Origin of the sequence: Chitinophaga sp. RCC_12 (genome assembly GCF_041360695.1) — a bacterium.
Taxonomy (GTDB): Bacteria; Bacteroidota; Bacteroidia; order Chitinophagales; family Chitinophagaceae; genus Chitinophaga.
This window is the reverse complement of record NZ_JBFUPS010000002.1, coordinates 11,413-38,102: the sequence shown is the minus strand read 5'-3', so window position 1 is coordinate 38,102 and position 26,690 is coordinate 11,413. Positions and strand designations below refer to the sequence as shown.

The window sequence follows — 26,690 nt, the reverse complement described above, 5'->3', positions numbered from 1 at the left end:
TCTTGGCAGTCAGCCAAATACAGGCACAAAGCAGCCACCATCCGATTCCAATCAGCAGACAGGGATTTCACGATAACATCGATAAAGAACAGGCCGCTGCCGCCAAGTTCGATGGTAAAGCAGATGATCTCGTAAAAGTATCTGATGATCAAACCACCAACCTGCAGGTAACCAACGCCCTGATCAAGGAAGTGGACGATATGCAGCAGGAGATAGAGGATAACGATTCACTGGATCACCGGCTGAAAGTAAAATACCTTTCTGCTATCTATGTAACGCTGAAAGATTATAACCAGAAACGGTCGCGCCGTAACATCGATCCGGAAGAAGCACCTGCTATGATAGCGGCTTTCCGCAATATGATGCGTGCAGATATCAAAGGTCAGAGCATTTTGCCCTACATCAGCAATCTTTCCTTTGAGGCATCCGAAAAGATCATCGAATCCTTCCAGGATAACCCCGGCTACAAAGAAGCCAGGGGACAGGTATTCACTAAGTATGCCTTCAATAACCTGGAAACTGTAATGCCTAAGCTGGGAGACTATCTCAACTATCCGGGCACCGATTCCATTGTAGCCGCCGTAGCCCGTAAATACCCCAACCAGGTACTTACCTACGCCACCTCCTATACGCCAATGGCCAATGCCGTTAAGCGTAACCAGGATCCTATTGTACAGCAGATTGTACGCATTGGGCAGTCGCCCCAAAGCACCAAGATATTACCCTTCATAGATGAGCTCCTGGCAGGCACCACTACCGTTGAGAAGCTGGAGGCCGTTGTAGATAACGACTACCAGTACTTCAAGCAAATGGTGAAGTCCAATATCGCGCTGCAGAAGCTGAAAGCCGACGGACAAAACCCATTCGGCCTGAAAGCTATGATGGAAAACATGCAGGCAAAATCACTACTGTATATCCGTACGGTAAACGACCTGCATGAAGAATCCGCCCCGGTGAGATTCGCGATCGTTAAGAATTTCACACCGGAAGAACTCTACTACCTGATCATCAACGGCCAGGAAGAACTGTATACCTCCAGCTACACCAATCACAGCAACGCCGGTTTATACGACCAGATGATGCTTCGCATGAAACCTCCGCGTGGCGACAGCCTACTGATGGTGGTGAATTTCGACCGCTTCAAGAAGTTTATTGCCATGGCCGCCGGTTTCAATACCCTGGATCATTTCCTGAAATCCATGGCGCCGGAAAATTCCAACTATCTCATGCAGAAATATGTGCAGAACCTGGAAAAAACCGAAGACCTGGAAGATGCGGTAGACGTGGCGAACTCCTTTGGTAGTATCCGCGATGAGAAACTGCTGGAATTCCTCCGTGTAGAAGTAAAGAAGAACCTGAACTATGTAAAAAAACACAGTGATAAACGCGGTACAGTGATTTATCAACTGCTCAGCAGCCTGTTTGAAACGGAGTCAAAATCAGAAAACGATTCTTCCAAAGCCACCGATATGGCTGCCAAGCTCCAGCTGCCGCCTATCAACTACGTTACCTATAACACATTGGAAAGCGATAGTGGCAGGGTATATCAGCAGGTGTTTTTTTATGGAGATAAGGACGGGCAGGAATCTTTTGCCAGCTTCATGACTAATTTCCCTTCGTCCGACTGGAAAGTGAGCAAGAATAAATACTGGGCCACCATTACTTCGGTGAAAGGGAAAGCCACCACTATTTATGCAAACCTGCCCACCGATGAACCTGCGGATAAAGAAGCAATATCCAAACTGTCGGAATACCTGGATGAAAACGATATCCACCCTACCATTTTCATTCACCGTGGCCACAGTTATCATATCAATACCACCCTGGAAAATCTCCAGAGTTCTGCTAAGATAGTCGTGCTTGGTTCCTGCGGCGGTTATCATAACCTGGCTACTGTACTGGAAAAGTCGCCCGAAGCGCATATTATTTCTTCCAAACAGGTAGGTACCCGGTTTGTAAATGAACCGATCATCCACAGCCTGGAAGACCAGGTACGTTCGGGTAAAAATGTGGATTGGGTGATCATGTGGGCGCAGCTGACAAAGAAATTTGCAGGAGATGCCCGCAACAAGGACCTTTTCAGCGATTATGTACCACCTCATAAAAACCTTGGAGCTATATTCATTAAGGCTTACAAGCAAATTATGAAGGACGAAAAGAAATAACATCTTCTCAATAACGGATAAAATAAAAGCAGCCGTCTCAATAGGGACGGCTGCTTTTATTTTATCCGTTAAGTGTCTTTATATTTTTACCCATGTGCCGCTGAGGGAAGCTCTTTTATAAACGGCCCTGTCGGTGCCAACGCCTAATATGGTGCCGTCACTCATTACCGTAGCGGCAATTACGGCGCCGCTGTTGGGAACTACCACCCAGGGGGCATCCAGTGTTGTCCGTTGATAAAGCAGGTGGTCCCGGCCCACTCCGAGGAGGCTTCCATCATTCATAGTAGCAACAGTCACTATTGGCGTGCTCACCGCAGCGGGTGCCCAATTGTAGCCGAGTGAAGAGAGTGTATAGAGCTGTGAATCGGTTCCTACACCCACTATGGTTCCATTTTGCATAACTGTAAGGGCAGTAACCAAACCGCTGTTCGGTATTGCGGCATTCCATCCGATTTCCGTACGACTCCATATTTGCAGATCAGTGCCCACACCCAACCATTGCCCGGTTGGTGTAACCGCTACACCCAGCACAACACTACTGTTAGGAACAAGTGTCCAGGGGCTGGTAAGGGTGGCTTTCGAATACACCAGCATATCTGCACCTACGCCGAGGATAGTACCGTTTGGCGTCACCGCAAGGTTAACGAACTGGTTGCTGTTTGGCGGCAGGTTTTCCCCGTAAATGCGATTCAGTGCAATGGTGTCGTTGGCATTGAACGGACGATCGTATCCACTGTTGCATGCCAGCATCCAGCTCAGTGCGTTAGTAGTGGAAGGGGTACCGGAGACGCTGATAGCGCCTGCCGATCCATTGGACGAAGCGGTATCAAAAACGCATCCGGCCATTCCGTTCAGGTATTTTGTATGTCTGAAACCAATAGCGTGACCAATTTCGTGCGTAATCAATGTAACCAAGTAACCTAAATCCGGGTTGCTGCCAAGCAGTTGTGTGTTCAGCTTTATGCTGTCGGCAGGGTTACCATTGCTGTCAGGAAATCCATAGATTCTGGCCTTCCGTGTAGCACCGAGATTTTCCGGTGTTATGGTAATATCCCCGTTCGCCTGAACTCGCCAGAATTTGATACGGAGATTTAGAGAATTAAAACGCCTGTTGGCACGGTCTACTGCGTCTTTATAGTAGGAAGGCAGCGCCGAGGCGTTGATCGTAATAACACGCGGCAACCCGGTAACAAGACTGCTCGTTTTGTACAGTTCATTGCCTGCTATCTTCAAGCCGATAGATGATGCAGTTTGATTCAGATCTGCTTCAGAAAGAAAAATATCGTCTTCCACTACATAGCCGTTCGGAACAGTAAGAACGCCGTCTGTACTAAATCCAAGATTCCTGATCTTATCAAGTGCGGTAAGAGAATCGGTTTTGGGAGGATCGGTGTGTGGCGACTTTGTACAGGATTGGAATGCGGCTAATAAAATTAGCCCGCAACTTAATAGTCTTAAGTGCTTTATCATAGTGTAAGGGTATTTAAACAGATTAACAAACGATTACTCTGTTTTACGGTTAATAAAAATGTATAAGGAAAGCAAATATAAAAGTAAAAAGACAGATTACATCAGTTTATATTTTCTTTTTTACTGCTCTGGATACCCACATGCAAACCTCCGGCATAATTATTTTTTATCGTAGGTTTGTTGAGTAGTTTAAACCTGGCACATTGGAAAATCTTGCGGTAAAGAAAGTATTTGATTTCAGTTTATTACGGCGCATATTCTCATTCGCGGCCCCTTACAAACGATCCTTTTACATCTCCATGATATTAACGGTTGTACTGGCCGCTATTTCCCCGCTGCGCCCGTACCTGATCCAGGTAACGGTAGATAAGTATATAGCGGGGCAGCTGATGCAGATGCTGATCCTGGTGACCATTGTACAGATAGGGTTGTTGTTGCTGGAAACAGTGGTCCGCTTCTATTTTTCCTACCTCACTAACTGGCTGGGGCAGTCAGTAGTAAAGGACCTGCGTGTAACTGTCTATAAAAAGATCGTACACCTCAACCTGGCATTTTTCGACAAAACTCCCATCGGTACGCTTACGACGAGGACTATCAACGATATTGAGGCAATCAATGATGTGTTTTCTGAAGGGATTATTTCTATAGTGGCGGATCTGCTGATGATCATCGCCATATTGGCCGTGATGTTTATGGAAGACTGGCGTCTGACGCTCATCAGCCTTTCGCCTTTCCCTATACTGATCTTTGCTACTTATATTTTTAAGGAAAGTGTGAATAAGTCGTTTTACAGGGTCCGTAATGCGGTGTCGGCGCTCAACGCCTTTGTGCAGGAACACCTTACAGGAATGGTGGTGGTGCAGGCATTTACAGCGGAGAAAAGGGAGTTTGCCCGTTTCAAACATATTAACAAGGAACACCGTAAAGCGAATATTGACGCTATTTTTGCCTATTCCGTTTTCTTCCCGGTTGTGGAAATTATCCTGGCCATTTCATTGGGATTAATGGTATGGTGGGGCGCTAATAAAGTGCTGAACTACGAGGTTACCCAGGGGGTGATGATCGCTTTTATCATGTACCTGAATATGCTGTTCCGCCCGCTGCGGATGCTGGCAGATAAGTTCAATACGCTGCAGATGGGTATGGTAGCCAGTGAACGGGTGTTTAAGGTAATTGATAACCAGGATTATATCCCGGACAGGGGGCACCAGAGCGCTGAGAAGATGAAAGGCGCCATTACTTTTGATAACGTAAGTTTTGCGTATATAGATGATCGTTATGTGCTGAAAAATATCAGCTTTCATGCAAACCCCGGCGATACAGTGGCCATTGTAGGGCATACCGGGTCCGGTAAAACCACTATCATCAGTATCCTGAACAGGTTGTATGAAATTCAGAAAGGAAGTATTAAGATCGATGATATTGATCTGCCGGCTTACTCCCTGGAGTCGTTACGCAGCAAAATAGGCGTGGTATTGCAGGATGTGTTCCTGTTTGCCGGGTCCATTTATGATAACATTACGTTGCATAACAGCAATATCAGCAGGGCGAAGGTAGAGGAGGCGTCCCGGCTGATCGGGATCCACGATTTCATTATGCAGCTGCCCGGCGGCTATGATTACCAGGTGATGGAGCGCGGTAGCACCCTTTCCCTGGGGCAGCGGCAGCTGATTTCGTTTGTACGGGCTTTGCTGTACGATCCGGCTATCCTGGTGCTGGATGAGGCTACATCTTCTGTGGATACAGAATCAGAAATGATGATCCAGCAGGCGATCGACAAGCTGATTGCCGACCGTACCGCCATCATCATTGCCCACCGCCTTTCTACGATCAGCAAGGCCGATAAAATTATCGTGCTGGACAAAGGGGAAATTAAGGAGATGGGTACCCACGAAGAGTTACTGAAGCAGGAAGGGTTTTATTTCAAACTACACAGTATGCAGTTTAATGTGAGTAAGGTATAAGACGGTAAAATGAATTAGAAAAATATTAATATGAAATACTTTAACGGGCTGTTGATTTCAACGGCCTTTTTTTATGGAAAAAAACGGGCGTTTTTTAATTACAAGCAACTGGTTATCAGTATAATTACGATATATCTTACTTTTTTTCCGTAGTCGCTTAATTTTGAAGATAAAAACGAGTATCTTTGCGCAAAATTTCAGAAAACGGTGATTTCTTTCAATTGGTTCAAACATAGAATGGTAGCACTTGTGTTGGTTTTAGGCCTTCACAGTTTTAGTAATTTTTCCTTTGCACAGGAAGTTTCCCACCATGAAACGGCAGCAGCTGCACCTCATGAAGGAGAAGAAGGTAAGGGGGGAGAAGAAGGTGAGCCTAAAAAATTTGATGCTAAGGAAGTTATTCTGGGACACGTAAAGGATGCCCACGACTGGCACCTGTTCAGCATTGGAGATAACCATGTAACTGTTCCGTTACCGGTGATCATTTACAATCCTGCACGCGGCACGTCAGTATTTTCGTCTTCTAAATTTGAGCATGGTCATGCAGCGTACGATGGTTACCAGCTGGTAAACGCGCACTACCTGCACGAAAAAGGACTGGATCCGGCCAAATACATGGATGGCAAAGTGATCGCAGTAGACGCCAATGGCAATCCTACCGATGAGCCGATCTATGATTTCTCCATGACCAAGAACATCACTTCCATGATCATCGCCGCTGTATTGCTGGTAATCCTGATGCTGAATGTAGCGAAGGCTTACAGGGTACGTGGTTCCAAAAAAGCCCCTAAAGGCTTCCAGAGTCTGATGGAACCGGTGATCATCTTCATGCGTGATGAAGTGGTAAAGCCTAATATTCCCGGTAAACATGCAGAAAGGTATACGCCTTTTATTTTGACTATATTCTTTTTTATCCTGATAAACAACCTGTTAGGTCTGTTACCTGGTTCTGCCAACGTAACGGGTAACCTGGCAGTAACGGCAGCACTGGCCATCATCAGCTTTATTGCTACCATGTTCAGCACCAACAAACATTTCTGGGGTCACATTTTCAATCCTCCGGTTCCGTTTGGCGTTAAGTTTATCCTCGCGCCGGTAGAGCTGATCGGTGTATTTACCAAGCCAGTGTCACTGATGATCAGGTTATTTGCCAATATCCTGGCAGGTCACATTATCATCCTGAGTATTATATCCCTGGTGTTCATCTTCGGATCTTTAAATAAGGTAGCTGGTTACGGCTTCCTGCCTATCACTGTTCTGTTCAACATTGTAATGATGATGCTGGAATTGCTGGTAGCATTTATCCAGGCGTTCATCTTTGCTAACCTGACAGCCGTATTTATTGGCCAGGCAATGGAAGGTGCGCACGACGAAGCACACCACTAAGCATAGGAATTAGCTTTTAGCCTTTGCCAAAAGTTAAATGCCAACCGCGTTATTAAATCGAAATTTTTTATAATTCAAATACATATTCATTATGGCACTTTTGTCTATTTTATTGCAGGCTGCTGCTGCATCTGGTCTGGCTAAAGCTGGTGGTGCTGTTGGTGCTGGTATCGCGGCTATCGCTGCTGGTATTGGTGTTGGTAACATCGGTAAGAGCGCGCTGGAATCTATCGCTCGTCAACCGGAAGCTGCTAACGACATCCGTGCGAACATGATCCTGGCTGCTGCGCTGGTTGAGGGTGTTGCTCTCTTCGGTGTAATCGCTGGTCTGTTGGCGGTAGTTCTGTAAGCCAAACTTTTTACTGCATCCGGCGCACAGGGCAATGGATGCAGTAATCTTTTGTTACAGACAAACCATCAAACTACCTGAAATCAGAAAATATCAACATCAAAAAAATAATAAAATTCTAATTATATGGATCTGTTGCAACCCGCGTTAGGCTTGTTTCTTATTTCATTATTCATTTTCATCGTCGTTTTCCTGATTCTGAAAAAATTCGCCTGGACTCCCATCCTCGCTACCCTGAAGGAAAGGGAAGGTTCCATCACTGACTCTATCGCAACTGCAGAAAGAGTAAAGGAAGAAATGGCCCAGATGAAAGCTGAACATGAACATGTGCTGGCGGAAGCTAAAGCTGAAAGAAGCAAGATCCTGAAAGAAGCGAAAGACGCGAAGGATATGATCATCAGCGAAGCCAAAACACAAGCGCAGGCAGAAGCAAAGAAGATCATCAGTGAAGCTTACACCGCTATCGAAAACCAGAAAATGGCTGCGTTAACGGATGTAAAGAACCAGGTAGGTAACCTCGTGATTGAAGTGGCTGAAAAAGTACTGAGAAGAGAACTGGCTGATAAAACAGCACAGGAAGGTTACGTGAAACAACTGGCAGGAGAAATCAAATTGAACTAAGATATTAGCCATTAGCTCTAAAGGCTAACAGCTAAAAGCTAAAAGCTTTTTTAATATGCAGAATCCCCGTTTAGCATCCCGGTATGCAAAATCATTGATAGGTCTGGCTCAGGAACTGAACCAGCTGGAAGTGGTGCATACAGACATGCTGTTCTTACAACAGGTGATGAAAAGCAACCCCGATGTGGTGAGTTTGCTTAAAAGCCCTATCATAAAGGCCGATAAAAAGCAGAAGATACTGGCTGCCATATTTGAAAGCCGCATCAGTGCTACTACCATTTCCTTTATCAACCTGTTGGTGACCAAAGGCCGTGAAAGTGCACTGGCTGAAATGACCACTGAGTTTGCACGCCAGTACATGGTACTGAAAAACATCAGCCCGGTGAAGATCACCACGGCTGTTGCTTTGGATAATGCTACCCTGGACGTGATCAAACAGAAAATTGCCAGCGAAACAACGCAGCAGATCCAGCTGGAAACAGCCGTGAATGCTGACCTGATCGGTGGTTTTGTACTGGAAGCAAATGATCAGTTGTTCGATGCTTCTATCCTGCGTGATCTGAAAGATATTAAACAACAGTTTAACAAGAATATTTACGTATCTGACTTACGTTAATCTATACAGCAGCCGCTGCGTACACGCAAAGCTGTTGTCGTTATACTAATTTTCTCTAACGACTTTTTTTAAAATCATAATTATGGTTGATATTAAACCTGATGAAATTTCGGCGATTTTACGCCAGCAGTTAAGCAACTTCAATGCTTCTGCCGACCTGGAAGAGGTAGGTACTGTATTACAGGTGGGTGATGGTATTGCCCGCATATACGGATTGGGCAATGTAGGTTATGGTGAACTGGTTGAATTCAGCAATGGCGTAAAAGCAATTGCACTGAACCTGGAAGAAGACAACGTGGGTGTGGTATTGATGGGTCAGTCAGCAGGTATTAAAGAAGGTGATAAAGTACGTCGTACCAAAAAGATCGCTTCCATTAACGTGGGAGAAGGTGTTGTTGGCCGCGTAATCAATACACTGGGTGAACCTATCGATGGTAAAGGCCCTATCAAAGGTGAATTGTATGAAATGCCGCTGGAGCGTAAAGCACCAGGTGTTCTGTACCGTGAACCAGTAAAAGAACCACTGCAAACAGGTGTAAAAGCAATTGATGCGATGATCCCTGTTGGTCGTGGTCAGCGTGAGCTGGTAATTGGTGACCGTCAGACAGGTAAAACAGCTATCTGTATTGATACGATCATCAACCAGAAAGAATTTTATGAAGCAGGTAAACCTGTTTATTGCATATACGTAGCAATTGGCCAGAAAGCATCTACTGTTGCCGGTGTAATGAAAACATTACAGGAAGCAGGCGCTATGGCTTACACTACCATCGTAGCAGCCAACGCTGCTGATCCTGCACCGCTGCAGTTCTACGCTCCATTTGCCGGCGCTGCTATCGGTGAATTCTTCCGTGACTCAGGTCGTCCTGCACTGATCGTTTATGATGATCTGTCCAAACAGGCAGTTGCTTACCGTGAGGTATCCCTGCTGCTGAAACGTCCTCCGGGCCGTGAAGCATATCCTGGTGACGTATTCTACCTGCATAGCCGTTTACTCGAGCGTGCTGCGAAAATCATCAGCAATGATGCCATCGCAAAACAGATGAACGACTTACCTGAATCTATCAGACACCTGGTAAAAGGTGGTGGTTCCCTGACCGCATTGCCTATCATCGAAACACAGGCAAGTGACGTATCTGCTTACATCCCTACCAACGTAATCTCCATCACCGATGGTCAGATCTTCCTGGAAGGTAACCTGTTCAACGCCGGTATCCGTCCTGCTATCAACGTAGGTATCTCTGTAAGCCGCGTGGGTGGTAACGCGCAGATCAAATCCATGAAGAAAGTATCTGGTACCCTGAAACTCGATCAGGCACAATACCGTGAAATGGAGGCCTTCTCCAAATTCGGTGGTGACCTGGATGCTGCTACCAAAGCAGTTATCGATAAAGGTGCCCGTAACGTGGAAATCCTGAAACAGGCACAGTTCAGCCCGTACGCTGTAGAAAAACAGGTAGCTATGATTTACCTGGGTACAAACGGTTTGCTGCGTGATGTTCCTGTTAAACAGGTACGTGCTTTTGAAGAAGCTTTCCTGAATGAAATGCAGGTACGCTTACCGGAAGTACTCGGAGAATTCAAGAAAGGTAACCTGCCGGAAGATGGCCTGAAGAAAATGGTTACACTGGCTAATGAACTGAAGCCAAGATTCGCATAAATAACAGCGTTCATCGCTAAAAAATATAAGCACCTTTTACCGTCAGGTAAAGGGTGCTTTTTTTATATAGATACCCGCATAGTATCTTATACAATAAGATAGTGATATTATCTTTTATAAATCTTTAAAAAAAGAAAATGTAAGCGGGCTGTGCTTTATATGGTGAGGTCGCTATACATTTGCTACAATTGTCCGTATCCAAATCTTATTCGTCAGGGCTCCTGACAGGTTCATAATCCCCGCTAAGAGTACTGTTCATCGCCTCTCCACTTAAGAGTTAGTATCACCAAAACTGAATCCGTGCGCGTCTGTAAGCTAGTAGTTCGTCATTTTTCTTCAGTATTATTTTTCTGGTAAATCGAATACAGTTGCCTGAACCCCGGGTTAATGCGATTAGAAAATGTGTCTGTTCAGCAGTTGCCTGAGATGCAAAATGTTTCTATGAGAAAACTTTTGACCCTTTGTTCCGTCGTATTATTCGCCTTATTCCCCGTTGTGTATTGCCAGGCAGAAGGCAGTAAGGATATGTATCCTTCCGGCGCCCTGGGAAACAGGGCCTATATGACCAGTTCTTCCACTTCTACCAGTTCCCTTATCGGGAATATCATCAACCCGGGCAGAATGTTCGTATATGCGAAAGCGGGAGAAGTGATTTATATCGGGTCCAGCGCACAGGGCATTGGGTCGGGAACTACCAGGCTGGTGGCTCCTAACGGTACCGTATATACCACAGGCGCTTCTGTTACAACAGGGCGGATCAATAGCCGTGCAGAAGAACTCGCCGGCCCTGCCGCTTTAAATGCCGGTGGGTACACGGCTTACAACAGGACGGTATTGGCTGCAGAGGAAGGCATATGGACAGTTGAATTTACATCGCCCAATCCCGCGTCGGCATTGGGCTCCGGGTATACCCCCCCGGCTGCAAATGCCAGCTGGACAACGGCCAATCAAACCGCAGTGAGTGCCCTGGCCCTCATAGTGGCCTGGGACATCACCGTGGCCAGCGCCGGAATCCAAAAACCAGGACGTGTATACCTGAATATTTTTACCGGAAACGCCGGTACTGCCAGTTCAGCTTTTTATGGCAAATTTAATGTGCTTACAAAAGACGGCTTTACCTATACTGCAACCGGTAATGGTATACAACCTTTCCTCTTTGCTTTTTTTGTGAATAACAAAGGCACCCGCGATAAGGCAACAGGTGTGCCGGTATATAAAAGTGTTGATCTTGCCCAGGTTACCTCCGCCGGAGGCGCCTATTCTTTTCATAATCCCACCTTACCGGACGATGCCACCAATATTACCCAGAAGATGTTCTATAACCCGCCGGATAATACCCTGCCAGCCACCGCTCCGGTTTGGATAGACGCCGGCGCAACATCCACCTGGCTAATCAGTACACCTGTAGTGCCCACTGTTACCAATGTCTCTTTTACCGGAAAGGAAGGCACACCCGGGCAATCCGGCACACCTCCCCTGGCAGGTGGCTATATCCGTTTTACTGCCAATCAGAATGGCAATTTCAAAATTTCAATAGATGTCAATAACAACGGAAGCACAGCTGATCCGATAGATCGCATCATCACAGGATCTTCTGTTTCCGGGGCCAACAGCATTTTATGGGACGGTAAAAACGGCCAGGGCGGCGACGTAGCCAATGGCGCTACCATCAATATATCAGTAGTATTGTTTTCCGGCGAAGTTCACTTTCCCTATATGGATGTGGAAAATAATGTGAATGGCATCGTTATTACCCGCACCAATGGCTCCAATGCGCCAGATCCTACCGTTTACTGGAATGATGAACTGCTGGGCGCCGGCGCCGGCGCACCGTCGCCTATTAATGCATCTGCCAGCCCGGGAGTTAACAGCAGTACTAACGGTCATAAATATACGAACAGCTATGGCGACAATAGTTTACTTGATACCTGGGCTTATATTTTTAGTGCGCCTGTTACAACTACAGTAACGGTAAGGCAGCTTCAGGCGGATCTGCAGGTAGTGAACAACGACCCAAGTGTGACTGCTATTTGTGTTGGCAGCAGGATTTCATTTACTACCAGTATAAGGAATAATGGCCCTGATACAGCGAAGGGAGCGAAGTTTAATTTTTCTTTCCCCGCGGCGCTGACAGGCGTCACCGTAACACCCACTATTACCGGCACCGCTGCAATTGTATCCGGTGGTGTTATTGGTAATGCATATAGTGCAACGGTGAATATGAACAATGGAGCGGTGATCTCGTACGTTATTTCAGGTACCGTATCAGCAGTTCCCGCCGGTGGAAACCTGCTAACCAAATCAAGTATACTCCGTCCTGCCGATGTAACGGACCCGGATGCCACCAATGCAGCCAGCTCCATACCAACAGATCCGGATGTGGAATGTAACGGCGCACCATCGGGTACCGGTTGTAACAACATCATCACCAGTTCTGTTGCAGTGTCGCCTACCATCGGAAGTAATACCGTTGCTGCGGAACAATCAGTTTGTTTCGGCAGTACACCTGCCCCGCTAACCGGCACCACCATTGCAGGAACGCCGGTGTATTTGTGGCAAAGCAGTACTGTTAGCGCCACCGGCGGTTTCGCCGTCGTTCCGGGTGTATCTAACGGTAAGGACTATACGCCACCTGCCCTGCAGCAAACTACCTGGTTCAGGAGAGCAGTTACTGCAGGCAGTTGCAGTGACACAAGCCTGGCAGTAATGATTAAAGTAAACCCGGTACTCACACCCGGCACCATCACCGGCAGCCAGGTGTTTTGTGGAAGTGGAAATCCGGTGGCATTTAGCCAGCCAGTCGCGCCCGGCGGTGGAACCGGAACGTATTCTTACCGCTGGCAATCGTCAACAGACAGTATCAACTTTACAGATATTTCCGGCGCTACGCAACAAATATATGATGCGCCCGTACTCAGCCAGAGCACCTGGTTCCGCAGGGTAGTTAGCAGCGCAGGATCTGGTTGTGCAGATGTGATTACAGATACCGTAGCGGTTAAAATTGATGCACTACCTACGGTAGCAAATGCAGGCGAGGACCAGCAGTTGTGTAACGTAAACACTGCTACGCTGGCTGCCAACACAGCCACCATTGGCACTGGCCTATGGTCGCAGGTGGCAGGTCCGGGGGCCGTTATCTTTGTAAACGCAGCACTGCCCAATACCGGAGTCCAAAACCTTGCGCCAGGTAATTATGTACTAACCTGGACCATCCGCAACGGTTCCTGTGCACCATCTGTGGATACGGTGCAAATACAGGTGTATGCCCAGCCGGATGCAGCTAATGCAGGCCCGGATCAGACAAAAAATAACAGCGGCAGCTTTGTTATGAGTGCGAATGCACCGGCAAATGGTACCGGTACATGGACACAGGTCAGCGGCACAGCCGTGATTGCGGATGTTAATAATCCCAATACAAATGTTACACTGCAACCCAATATCAGCGCCACACTCGTTTGGACTATCTCCAACGGAAATTGCGCTGTGGCAAACGATACGGTTGTATTAAATTATATCCGTCAGGCTGATCTTACAGTAACCAAATCTGATGCAGGCAATACCTATAAAACCGGTAGCCCGCTTACGTACACCATTACCATTGAAAACCTGGGCCCTTCCAATGTTTCAGGCTTCCAGGTGCAGGATCTCCTGCCTGTAAAAATGGAAAATGCTTCCTGGACTTCCACCGTTAGCGGTGCAGGTGTTGGCTTGCAGCCTGCCACAGGTACAGGTACATCTGTAAACCCAACCGGGAATTTGCCGTTTGTAACAGGTAACAAAATTGTTATTACCGTAACAGGAAACGTAGCAGCTACAGCTATTGGTGGTGATGCTATTGCCAATACCGCTACTGTTGTGAGCCCTGCCGACATGCCGGATCCGGTTGCTGCCAATAACACTTCATTTGTTAGCGGTATCGTACCCAATAACCCACCGGTAGCGGTAACGGATAATTTTACTACCAACAGGGATGTACCGGTAAGCGGTAATGTGCTGACCAACGACAGTGATCCCGAAAATCAGCCGATTACGGTAACAACTACACTGATTGAACAGCCATCTCATGGAACCGTTGTGCAAAATGCAAATGGCACATTTACATATACTCCGCAGGCAGGCAGTGTTGGCGTTGATTTTTACCGGTACCAGGTTTGTGATAACCAGGGCGCCTGCGCAATAGGAACAGTAAATATTACAACACAGGCGGGAGTAATAGATCTGAGTATCTCTAAAACGGCTTCCCCTGTCAACGCTACTGCAGGATCCCCACTTACCTATACCATTACAGTTACCAACAATGGACCTTCCACTATTTTGCCCGGAGAAACATTTACCGTTACAGATGCTTTACCGGATGGCTTTATTGCAAACAGCTATACACCTTCTGAGGGTACGTATTCAGGCAGCAACGGAAGCTGGACGGGAGCGCTGCTGCCTCCGGGAAAATCAGTAACGCTGACCATCGCCGGTGAGGTACAGTCTCAATATGCAGGTACCAGCTTAACTAACAGCGTAGAAGCAACACCACCTTCTTCCACAACAGATCCCACTCCTGCCACCACTACATTGGTTACGCCGGTAGCGAAATCGGTGGAAGTTAAGGTCACCAAAACAGACAACACCACTACCTATACCGCAGGAACTACTACCACCTATCATATCAGTATCCTGAACAGCGGGCCATCGGATTTAACCGGTGCGACTTTCCTGGATCCACTGCCAACGGGTATTACCGTTGCTTCCTGGACAGCTAGCAACCCGGGAGGAAGCCAGTCGGAAGACGATGGCTCAGGGCCAATTAATGAACTTGTGAACATCCCGGCGGGTGGCGAAATCGTATATACGTTAACGATAAATATACCTTCCGGTTACACCGGCCCGCTCACAAATACAGCGAGCATTATTATTCCATCCGGCTACAACAATATCAATCCTGCCGGCAACAGCGCAACGGATACGGATACCCCTGATCCGCAAACGGATATTGAAATAACAAAAACGGGTCCTGCCAGCGCAACAGCCGGCACCGGCATCAGTTACCAGTTAACAATTGTCAATAAAGGCCCTTCTGATGTAGCAGGTGTAGTGATGGCAGATCAGCTACCTGCGCAAATACAAAACCCGGTATGGACAATCACCGCTAATGGTAACGCTACCGCCAGCGTGCCCGGTGGCAATGGCGCCGTGAATTTTACGGCTGGCCTGCCAGCGGGTACGGGCAATTCTATCATTGTAAATATCAGCGGTACCATAAATCCTGCTGCCACCGGGAATCTTTCCAATACAGCTACCGCCACGCCTCCAGCAGGTACGCCGGTTTCTTCCAATACGGTAAATACCACGCTGATCAATACTACTGGTCTCACCCTGGTTAAGCAAGGCCCCGCAACCGGCAGAGTAGCTGCCGGTGAGGCCGTGAGCTATGTGCTCCGGCTGGTGAACGCCGGTCCTTCAGATGCAACAGGTGTTATCCTCACAGATGCAGTACCTGCCGCCATCACAGGTACCACCTGGTCAGTTACCGCCACTGGTGGAGCAGCGGTGGCCACAGGAGGATTATCGGGAGGTACAGGCAATAATGTGAATACATTGGTGAATATTCCCGCCGGTGCAGGAAATGCTATCATCGTGCAAATAAATGGTACGGTGGCACCTGGTGCGCTGGATACACTGACGAATACCGCTACTGCAGAACTGCCAGGTGATACTACTGTTACTGCCGTTAATAAAATTGTAATAGATAATCAGCCAGGACTACAGATAGTGAAGGCTGGCCCGGCAACCGCTGATGCGGGAACAGAGATCACATACACTATTACCGTGAATAACAGCGGCCCTTCAGATGCTCTGCAGGCAGTTATTACAGATGAGATAGCCACAGTTTTGACTAATGTGAGCTGGACAGCTACCGCCTCCGGTGGCGCCGTAATTAACAGCGGAGCTAACGGTAACGGCAATACGTTAATGGTGAATGCCAACATTCCGGCGGGGAATAATAATACGGTTACCATCGTGGTACATGGCACGGTAGGCTCCGGGGCAGACGGTACTATTGGCAATATTGCACAGGTAGAAGTAACTGGTCAGCCGCCCGTTAATTCGAATGAAATTATTACAGCAATCAATAACAAGCCCGGTCTGGTACTTACGAAGAGCGGCCCCGCAACCGCAGATGCCGGCGGTACTATCAGCTATGTGCTGCAAATCAATAACAACGGTCCTTCTGATGCGTTTAAGGCAGAACTGTATGATACGCTGGCTGCTGTCATCCAGGATCCGGTGCTGAAAGTAGTAACGAATGGCAGCGCATCTTACTTTACTGCTGATATCAATAACGGTGTATTGCAAGTAACCGGTGATATACCGGCGGGCGACAGTAACTACATCCTGGTTTACATAACGGGTAAGATCAATCCATCTTTCACCGGGCAAATTACTAACCGGGCCATTGTTGGTACTGTGGGAGGTACGCCCGTACTATCAGATCCTGTTATTACCACTGTGTCCAGTAATCCGCGTGTGGAATTAACCAAGAGCGCTCCGGATACCGCGGTGGCCGGGCAGGCGGTTACCTATACACTGGTTGCAACCAACAGCGGATTGTCGGACGCTGTTAATGTAGTTATCACAGACGTGGTGCCGGCGTCTTTATCAAATACGCAGTGGACTGCCGCCACCACGGGTGGGGCCACTATTGTGAGTGGAGGTACCGGCACGGGTAACACCGTAAATGTAACCGGTAATATTCCTGCCGGTGCAGGCGAAGCAATTGTAATCACGGTACAGGGTACACTGGCATCATCGGCTACCGGGAACCTGTCTAATCATTTTACAGCTACAGTCAGTGGAAACACCGTTACATCAGACACGGTGCAAACCCATATTATCAGCAAACCAGTGTTGCAGATTACCAAAACCGGTACAACTGATATTTCTGCGGGCGGCCGGATCCGGTACACTGTACAGGTAGAAAACACCGGCGTGTCGGATGCATCAGGCGTGAATATATCAGACAACGTAAATACAATTGTACAGAATACCAGCTGGACATCCGCAGCCAGCGCTGGTGCGGTAATTACTACAGGTAGTACCGGTAACGGTAATACCGTGGCCGTAACAGCAAACATTCCTGCAGGAGGTACTGTAACGATTACTATCGATGGTACCGTAAGCGCTGCCGCTGCCGGAACGCTGCAAAATACAGCCACCGCGTCGGTTACCGGTGCGCCAACTGTAGAGGCAGATGTAACAACTTTAATTACCAATGATCCTGCAATAGATATCAGTAAAACAGGCCCTGCACAGATAAAGGCCGGTGAAGAGGTGAACTACCAGTTGGTTATCACCAACTTCGGCGTTTCCAATGCGCGCGGTATTGTGATACAGGATATTGTGCCGGCTGGCATTACCAATGTAAAATGGACAAGCAGCCTCGCAGGCAGTGGAACTATTATCAGCGGCGCTACAGGTACCGGTAATAATGTAACATTGGATGCAGATCTGACTGCAGGTACTGCTAATCACATCTTTGTAAATATCACTGGTAAGGTAGCTGCTGGTTATACAGGAGTCCTTACTAATTATGCATCCGTAGTAGTGCCGGGTAAAGATACCGCGAGGAGCGACAGCGTTACTACCACGGTGATCAATGCACCTGGTATCCAGGTGGTGAAGAGCGCACCGGATACTATTGCTGCGGGTAGTAATATTACCTTCACCGTAACAGTAACCAATATTGGCCCATCAAATGCGCCGGCCGTTACCATTGCGGACATTGTACCGTCAGCGGTACAAAATGTAACCTGGTCGGCTGTAACTACTGGCAACGCATCTGTACAAACCGGCGCCGGCAGTGGAAATAATATTTCCCTGAATGGAGCGGTTGCAGCAGGAGCAGGTAACAGTATTACGCTTACCATTCAGGGAACCGTGAACCCGGCAGCTACCGGCGATATCAGTAATACCGCCACTGTTACGCCGGCCGGAAATACACCGGTTACCTCTAATGAAACTACTACACATGTAGATAAACAATTTGCTTTGATTTTAACCAAGACAGGACCTGCAGAAGTACCAGGCGGAGCAAAGATTGTTTACCAGGTCACACTGCATAACAATGGCCCATCGGATGCTACGGGCTTGCAACTGAAAGATACAGTGCCGGCCGCTATCGGGAATGTGACCTGGACGGCAGCTACCACAGGGAACGCGGTGATTCATGGCAGCAGTTCGGGCGCGGGTAACCTGGTAAGCATATCTGCGGATCTTGCCGCCGGCGCTGCCACTAATGGAATAGTCGTAACCATTGAAGGAACCATTGATCCGTCATACACAGGAACACCATTGCGGAATATTGCATACGTTACTTCACCCGGTTTACTGCTACCGTTAACGGATACACTGACTACCACTGTAACTTCACTTGCGCGTCTTGTATTAACGAAGAGCGGCCCGGGAAGTGCTTTCAGCGGCGATACCATTACTTATACCATCCACCTGTCCAACGCAGGCCCGTCCGATGCGAAGAGCATAAACATCACCGATATTATTAACCCGGCAATACTTCAGCCGGTATGGACTGCCGTTGCCACTGGTACTGGTACTACCATCAGCAGTACTACCGGCGCAGGAGATATTCAACTCACCGCTGATATACCTGCATCTCCGGGCCACGCCGTTGATATAACGGTAACGGGTAAACTGAATCCGGAATTCACCGGCGCTGAAATCAATAACACCGTTACTGCCGTTATCGCAGGTGAGGAGCCATTTGTTTCTGCCGTAACTACCCAAACAAGCCGGAAGGCAGGCTTGCGCGTAGTGAAGAGCGGACCGGCTAACGCAGTGGCAGGCGAAAAAATAAGCTACACCATTTCGGTTACCAACGAAGGACCATCCAATATAAGTGGTGCTACTATTTCCGATGTTATTCCAACCGGCATTCTACAACCAACTTGGACCGCAGTGGCCAATGGTGCAGGAAGTTTTGCATCAGCAGGTAGTGGTACGGGAGATGTAACCCTGCAGGCCAATATACCTGCCGGTACCGGCAGTATTGACATTGTGGTAAATGGTATTTTGGATCCTGCTACCGTAAGCGGCAACAGCATTACTAATACAGTTACAGTAACTCCGCCGCCGGACATGACTAACACCAGTGCGGCTACCGCCAGTGTTGTTACCAATGTAACGAAAGAAGCAGACCTGGTGATCGTGAAATCAGGTCCGGCTAATATTGCAGCAGGACAGGAAATCACCTATCAGCTGGTAGTTACCAACAATGGTATTTCTGATGTTGATGTTGCCAGCATCACCGATGCAGTACCGGCATCCATCCATATCACCAACGCAAGTGCATTAACAAGCGGCAATACAATTGCCGGCAGCCCGGTTATAACCGGTAATACAGTTACCGTGAATGCCAGCATACCTGCCGGTCCTGGTAACAACGTATTGATAACCATCACAGGCACTGTAGACCCTGCCGCTACCGGTACAATATCCAATACCGCTACAGTTGCTTCTACCGTAACAGAAACAAACCCGGCTAATAACATCAGTACGGTTAACACCAATGTCACTACCGATCTTGGTTTACAGGTGTCTAAATCAGGACCTGCAAGCGTGAATGTAAATGATCAGATTACATACACCATTGTATTGAGCAACAACGGGCTGTCTGATGCAAATGAAGTATTTGTTACAGATAACATTCCTGCTGAAATCACAGGGGCAACATGGTCTGCTGTGGTAACCGGAAATGCTTCCATTACTAACCTCAGTGGCACCGGCTCTATCAACAATGAAAGAGTATCACTGGGTGGCAGCAGCAGTGGCAGCATTACTATTACTATCACCGGTAATGTGAGCCCAACTGCAACGAATACGATCACTAACACGGTTACTGCCGCTGCAGGTACCACTAAAGTAAGTACAGTAGTTACTTCCGTTAATAATTCTGCCGATCTGAGAATTAATAAAACTGCTCCTTCTATAATTGCCGCCGGTAAAGAGATCACTTACGTGATTTCGGTAAATAATGCAGGTCCGGCAGATGTAACAGGAGCAGTGATTACAGATAATGTTCCGGTGGGCGTCAACAATGTACAGTGGACGGCCGCAGGCGCCGGTGGTGCTACTGTAGGAGCAGGCAGCGGTAGCGGCAATGCTATCTCATTAACAGGAAATATACCGGCAAGCAGTGGTAGTATTACCATTACCGTAAAAGGTATTGTAGATCCGGCATTCAGCGGAGTACTCAGCAATACGGCTACAGCAACGCCGCCAACAGGTGTAACAGATCCAACGCCGGGCACAGTGACCGTGAATACGCAGGTTACTGCGGTGCCGGGATTGTATGTCCTGAAATCAGGACCTGCACAGATAGCAGGCGGCGACACCGTGAGGTATACGCTTGATATCCGCAATAACGGGCCTTCTGTAGCTACCGGTGTAAGCATCAGGGATAGTATTCCTGTTGAATTGAAAAACGTGAAATGGGCTGCCATTGCTAGCAACGCCACTATTGCAAGTGGCGGCACCGGCACCGGCAATTCTTTGAATATGACAGGCGACATCCCTGTAGGCGGCCTGATAAGAGTAACTATTACCGGTAATTCCGATCCTGCATTTACCGGTAGTATTATGAACAGGGCAGTAGCAGAGGCAAAAGGACAATCAGTTTTAAGTAACGAAGTAAATACGCAGATTATAAATCAACCGGGTATTGCCATCAGTAAATCAGGGCCTGCGAATGTTGCAGCCGGCTCGCAGGTTGCCTATACCATTGCCGTAACCAATACCGGCATTTCAACGGCACAGGGAATTACGGTCAGTGATGTGCTGCCACCTGCATTGAAGAATACGTTATGGTCTGCCACCGCAGCAGGCAGCGCTGTTATCAGCGGAGGTAACATCAGCAATCAATCCGGCAACGTAAGCTTCCAGGCAACTATACCACCGGGAGCTGCCAACACGATCCTGGTAACGGTAAATGGAACGCTCGATCCTTCCGCCTCCGGTACTCTTGTGAACGTAGCCGCAGTAACACCTGTTACCGGCGCTCCGCTCACAGATACGGTTACAACGGTGATATCAACCGTTAGCGGTATCAGGCTGGTAAAAGCAGCGCCAGATACAGCCGCGGCAGGTAACACTATTTCTTATACAATAGATGTGTATAACGATGGTCCGTCTGATGCGGTGGGTATGCTGGTAACGGATACGTTGCCGGCAGCATTGCAAAATGTACGGTGGTCTGCCACTGCGGTGGGTGCGGCTGCTATCAACGGAGGTAATCTGCAGCAACAGCCGGGTGATGTGAGCTTTATCGCCAATATTCCGGCAGGCACAGCAAACATCATACACGTGGTAATTACAGCTGTCATTCCTTCTTCCCAAACAGGTACATTAAGGAACCAGGCCAATGCGCGTGCAGGTGGAATAGATTATCCATCAAACGATGTAGTAACACAGGTAACCGGCAAACCGGGATTACAGTTAACCAAGTCCGGGCCACCAAAGGCCGCAGCCGGCAGTACGATTAATTACAGCCTCGTTTTGAGTAACGACGGTCCATCTGATGCATCGAATGTAACAGTAACAGACCTGCTTCCGGCTGAATTGCAAAACCCGGTATGGTCCGCAACAGCACAGGGCAGCGCCGTTATTAACGGCGGTAATATTACCAACCGGACCGGCAACGTTAGCCTGGTGGCCAACGTGCCAGCAGGTGCAGGTAATCGTATAGTCGTTAATGTGAGTGGCAGTATTTCCTCTTCTTTCTCCGGAAATATCAGTAATACCGCTGCTTATACCCTGAATACTGTAACTGTAAATACACCACCGGTCGTCACAGTAGTGCAGAAACGCGCAACAATAAGGATTAATAAATCAGCGCCGGATACAGTAATTGCGGGAGGTGTGATTAATTATACCTTACTGGTTGCAAACGACGGTCCATCCGATGCCGATAGTATCACTATTACAGATATAGTACCCGCAGCAGTGCAACAGGTAACCTGGAATGCAGTGGCAGCTGGCGGTACGCTGATTGGTGCAGCATCCGGTGCAGGGAATAATATCAGTGTACGCGGCAGCATTCCGGCAGGCGCAGGAAATAATATCCTGGTAACTATCACCGGCACTATCGCACCGGGATTATCAGGTATCATACAAAACAAAGCGCAGGTAAGTATACAGGGAAATGTAATTTCGGAAGATGCTGTTAATACACGTATCCTCAACAAACCGGGCGTACAGTTCACAAAATCCGGTCCGCAGAAAGCCATCGCCGGCAGCAATATCAGTTATGTAATAGCGCTCGCCAACCAGGGACCATCTGATCTTGTAAATGCATCCATCACCGACGTGGTGCCACCGCAAATAACGGATGTAAACTGGACCATCACGCTGCAAGGTAACGCCACCCTGGCCACCGGTACCGCGGTTTCAGGAGTTGGCAACCGGATCTCGTTCAATGCCGGTGTGCCGGCTGGTGCTGCCAACGGTATACAGGTGACCATCACCGGAAGAATAAATCCTGATTACGAAGGTAATATCACCAACAAGGCTACGGCTACGGATAGCATTGGTAATGAGTATACCTCCACTACTAATATGACGGTGACTAATGAAGCCGTTGTTAAACTGGATAAAATAGGACCTGCCACTGTTAAGGCTGGTAGCAGTATCAGCTATGTAATCACTGCCTCCAACCAGGGTCCATCCAATGTGAAAGGATTTGTAATCACTGATGTAGTGCCTGCTGCAGTTACCAATGTAAGCTGGACTGCCGTGGCAAACGGTAATGCACAAATAACAGGACCAGCCACCGGAACAGGTAACAGCATCCAGCTCCAGGGAGATATGGCCGCTGGCGCCGGTAACACGATACAGATTACGGTGAATGGCGATATCGCGGCAAATGTGGCAATTGCTGCCATCAGCAATACGGCTACCGGAGCGAAAGCAGGTGGAGCCACTATCACCTCTCCAACAGTAACAACAACTATTCAGCATGCCCCGGGCATTAGTATTATGAAAGTAGCGCCGCCAACGGTGAATGCAGGCGACAGTTTACAATATGTAATCACGGTAGCCAACACAGGGCCTTCAGATGCAACCAATGTAAAGATCAGCGATGTGGTTCCTGCGGCACTTACCAATGTGAGCTGGACGGCCACCACTGCCGGAAATGCGCAGCTCATTGGCGCAGCGGCAGGCATCGGGTCGCCGGTGAACCTTACGGTTAATATCGCCGCCGGAAACGGCAATACGGTTCAGATCCGGATCATCGGAAAAATTACGCCCGGATTTACAGATAGTATTGTGAACACTGCCAGTGCAACAGATGCTGCTGGCAAAACAATTACTTCCACAGCAACTACACAGGTAAATAGTAAATCAGTATTAAGTATCATCAAAACAGGCAGTGGCCAGGTAAATGCAGGCGACAGCATCCACTATGTAATTACGGCTTCCAATGCAGGGCCATCCAATGCTACCGGCATGAACATCACCGATATAGTGCCGGCAGCCATTGGCCAGGTAACCTGGACGGCTACTGCAAATGGGGCCTCTCAAATCATTGGCGCCACCAGCGGCAGTAACGCTAACATATCAGTAAATGCGAATATCGCTGCGGGTAATGGTAACAACATCGTGATAAATATTTCAGGTGTGGTACCGGCCAATGCCACTGTTACTTCCCTTTCCAACATGGCAACACTGAAACCTGCAACAGGGGATTCCATTCCGACCACGCCGGTGATTACTACGGTAACAAAGAAACCATCGTTGCACATAGTGAAACAAGCGGCAGCAACAGCTACCGCGGGCGACAGCTTACACTATAATATCACCGTTACCAACGATGGCCCGTCTGATGCCACTGGTATACAGATCAGTGATATTGTATCCGATACCTTGAGTGGTGTGAGCTGGATAGCTACCACCACCGGCGCTGCGCAAATTACAGGCAGCAGCAGCGGCGTTGGCGATGTACTGTTGAATGGTAACATCAGTGCAGGTGCAGGTAATTCCATCAACATAAAGATCAGCGGAAAAATCAATACCGGCTTTACCGGTAGCATTACCAATACGGCCAGCGCCAGGGATGCGAATAATCAAACAGTAACAGGAACGACCACCACGCAGGTAAGCAGCCGTTCAGCACTGAGCATTACCAAAACTGGTTCTGCAGAAGTGATCGCGGGCGACTCCATCCATTATGTGATTATTGCTGCGAATGCCGGTCCTTCCAATGCGGCGGGCGTAAGCATCATAGATGTGGTGCCGGCTGCTATTTCCGGTGTTGCCTGGACTGCAGTCGCCAATGGCGGATCGCAGGTCAGCAGCGGCGTATCCGGCAGCGGTAACCAGGTACTGGTAACAGGAAACCTCAATGCGGGTAGTGGTAATACCATCGTGATAAATGTCAGCGGGTTGGTGCCAGCAAATGCTACCATCACTTCACTGTCCAACACGGCAACACTGAAACCTGCAACTGGGGATTCCATTCCGACTACGCCGGTGATTACTACGGTAACAAAGAAACCATCGTTACACATAGTGAAACAAGCGGCAGCAACAGCTACCGCGGGCGACAGCTTACACTACAACATCACCGTTACCAACGATGGCCCGTCTGATGCCACTGGCATACAGATCAGCGATATTGTATCCGATACCTTGAGTGGTGTGAGCTGGATAGCCAGTACCACCGGCGCTGCGCAAATTACAGGTAGCAGCAGCGGCGTTGGCGATGTACTGTTGAATGGCAGTATCAGCGCAGGCGCAGGTAATTCCATCAACATAAAGATCAGCGGAAAAATTAATACCGGCTTTACCGGCAGCATTACCAATACCGCCAGCGCCAGGGATGCGAATAATCAAACAGTAACAGGAACGGCCACCACGCAGGTAAGCAGCCGATCACAATTAAGTATTGTCAAAACAGGATCTGCGCGTATAAATGCCGGGGACACTGTCCGCTATGTGATCATTGCATCCAATGCAGGACCCTCTGCGGCAGCAGGTATTAATATTACCGATGTGGTGGATGCAGCGGTTACACAGGTAACATGGACTACCACCGCCAATGGCACATCACTGGTAACCGGTGGCGCAACCGGTAGTGGAAGTACTGTGTCCGTAACAGGTAACCTGGATGCGGGTAACGGTAATACCATACAGGTGAATATTAAAGGCGTTATTCCGGCAGATGCGGTTATTACGGCTGTTACCAATACGGCCACACTGAAGCAGGGTACAGGTACGCCTGTTTCATCTGACCCGGTTGTAACGGAAATAGTGCCGGGTATTAAAAAACTGGATCTTTCTGTTACCAAATCCGGGCCGGTTCAACTTACCAGCAATGATTCCATTACTTATATCATTGTCGCTAGAAATGGAGGTCCCGCTGCGGGAGATGGTGCAGTGATCACAGATATTCTGCCTCCAAATATTGAAGGCTCCTATGTGCGGATAGTAACAGCTACCGGTGGCGTTGCCGGTGTGCAAACTACTAATACGGGAAATGTGGCAAAAACTACTATCGGCACCTTCCCGGCAGGAGGTACAATTACCCTGGCTATCACCGGTAAGGTAAACAGCGCACTGGAATTACGTAACCAGGCAATCATTGCAGCCCCGGCGGGTACCGTGGATACCACTGCAGGTAATAATACCAGCGCCACTGTTATCACTTCCGTATCGGCTATTCCAATGGCGGATCTGCGGTTGCAGAAAGAGCTGCTTAATACAGCGCCGGTGCAGGTGGGCGGCAAGGCCGACTTTGTGTTAACGCTGACTAATGCAGGTCCGTTTAATGCTACCCGGATTGCAGTAAGAGATACCCTGAAAGAGAACCTGGACATTATCAATGGTTTTGATGCAAGCATAGGGGAGATAACTTATGATCCGGCTACACGTATATTGATCTGGAGCCTGGATAGCCTCTCACTCACGCAAACGGCTACACTGAAATATACTACACGGGTCACCAATACGGGGGATGTGATCAACAGCGCCACTGCTACTTCCCTGATACCGGATCCCGACCCGTCTAATAATACTGCGGTGAGCAAAGTAGTTACCGTTACCGGCGATGATATCCTGGTACCGAATGTGATTACGCCTAACGGAGATGGAAAGAATGACAAATTCATTATCACCGGTATCCTCCGGTATCCTAATTCTTCTCTCTTCATTTATAACCGCTGGGGAAATATGGTGTACCAGTCGAAGAATTACCAGAACGAATGGACCGGCGATTCCCTGAATGAAGGCACTTATTATTACGTGCTCAAGCTAAATACGCCAACCGGGGAAAGAAGTTATAAAGGCTGGATAGAACTGCTTCGATAGCCAAAAATTAATAATTCCGGAAGAAACAGGGCATTTTGCCCGGTTTCTTTTTATAATATTTGGTTTATAATATAAACTAGTTTATGTTTGA

General features: G+C 48.2%; 9 protein-coding genes. 8 read left to right on the top strand and 1 reads right to left on the bottom strand.

Annotated features, from left to right (window positions below; translation table 11 throughout):
- Positions 1 to 2 precede the first annotated feature (2 nt).
- Positions 3 to 2,165 (top strand): hypothetical protein, encoded by a 2,163-nt coding sequence (locus AB6805_RS05330; protein ID WP_370908421.1) that lies wholly within the window; start codon positions 3 to 5, stop codon positions 2,163 to 2,165.
- Positions 2,166 to 2,243: 78 nt separating this feature from the next.
- On the opposite strand, the gene AB6805_RS05325 is transcribed toward AB6805_RS05330, so the two are convergent.
- A complete protein-coding gene (locus tag AB6805_RS05325) occupies positions 2,244 to 3,635 on the bottom strand; it encodes a M57 family metalloprotease (protein ID WP_370908420.1) in 1,392 nt (463 codons plus the stop codon).
- Between the two features lie 203 nt (positions 3,636 to 3,838).
- On the opposite strand from AB6805_RS05325, the gene AB6805_RS05320 reads away from it, so the two are divergent.
- The 7 genes from AB6805_RS05320 (at position 3,839) to AB6805_RS05290 (ending at position 26,599) form a co-directional block, all read left to right on the top strand.
- A complete protein-coding gene (locus tag AB6805_RS05320; protein ID WP_370908419.1) occupies positions 3,839 to 5,599 on the top strand; it encodes an ABC transporter ATP-binding protein in 1,761 nt (586 codons plus the stop codon).
- A gap of 237 nt (positions 5,600 to 5,836) precedes the next feature.
- Entirely contained in the window at positions 5,837 to 6,985 is a 1,149-nt protein-coding gene (atpB, locus tag AB6805_RS05315; protein WP_370908418.1) for a F0F1 ATP synthase subunit A, read from the top strand.
- A 91-nt stretch (positions 6,986 to 7,076) separates the two neighbouring features.
- Positions 7,077 to 7,334, top strand: a complete 258-nt coding sequence (atpE, locus tag AB6805_RS05310; protein ID WP_079471016.1) for an ATP synthase F0 subunit C — start codon at positions 7,077 to 7,079, stop codon at positions 7,332 to 7,334.
- A gap of 126 nt (positions 7,335 to 7,460) precedes the next feature.
- The gene (atpF, locus tag AB6805_RS05305) at positions 7,461 to 7,955 is read left to right on the top strand and encodes a F0F1 ATP synthase subunit B (RefSeq protein ID WP_370908417.1); all 495 of its coding nucleotides are present in this window, start codon (positions 7,461 to 7,463) and stop codon (positions 7,953 to 7,955) included.
- 55 nt (positions 7,956 to 8,010) lie between these two features.
- Positions 8,011 to 8,571, top strand: a complete 561-nt coding sequence (atpH, locus tag AB6805_RS05300; RefSeq protein ID WP_370908416.1) for an ATP synthase F1 subunit delta — start codon at positions 8,011 to 8,013, stop codon at positions 8,569 to 8,571.
- Positions 8,572 to 8,653: 82 nt separating this feature from the next.
- A complete protein-coding gene (gene atpA / locus AB6805_RS05295; protein WP_370908415.1) occupies positions 8,654 to 10,231 on the top strand; it encodes a F0F1 ATP synthase subunit alpha in 1,578 nt (525 codons plus the stop codon).
- 441 nt (positions 10,232 to 10,672) lie between these two features.
- Entirely contained in the window at positions 10,673 to 26,599 is a 15,927-nt protein-coding gene (locus AB6805_RS05290; protein WP_370908414.1) for a gliding motility-associated C-terminal domain-containing protein, read from the top strand.
- The last annotated feature ends 91 nt before the right edge of the window (positions 26,600 to 26,690 follow it).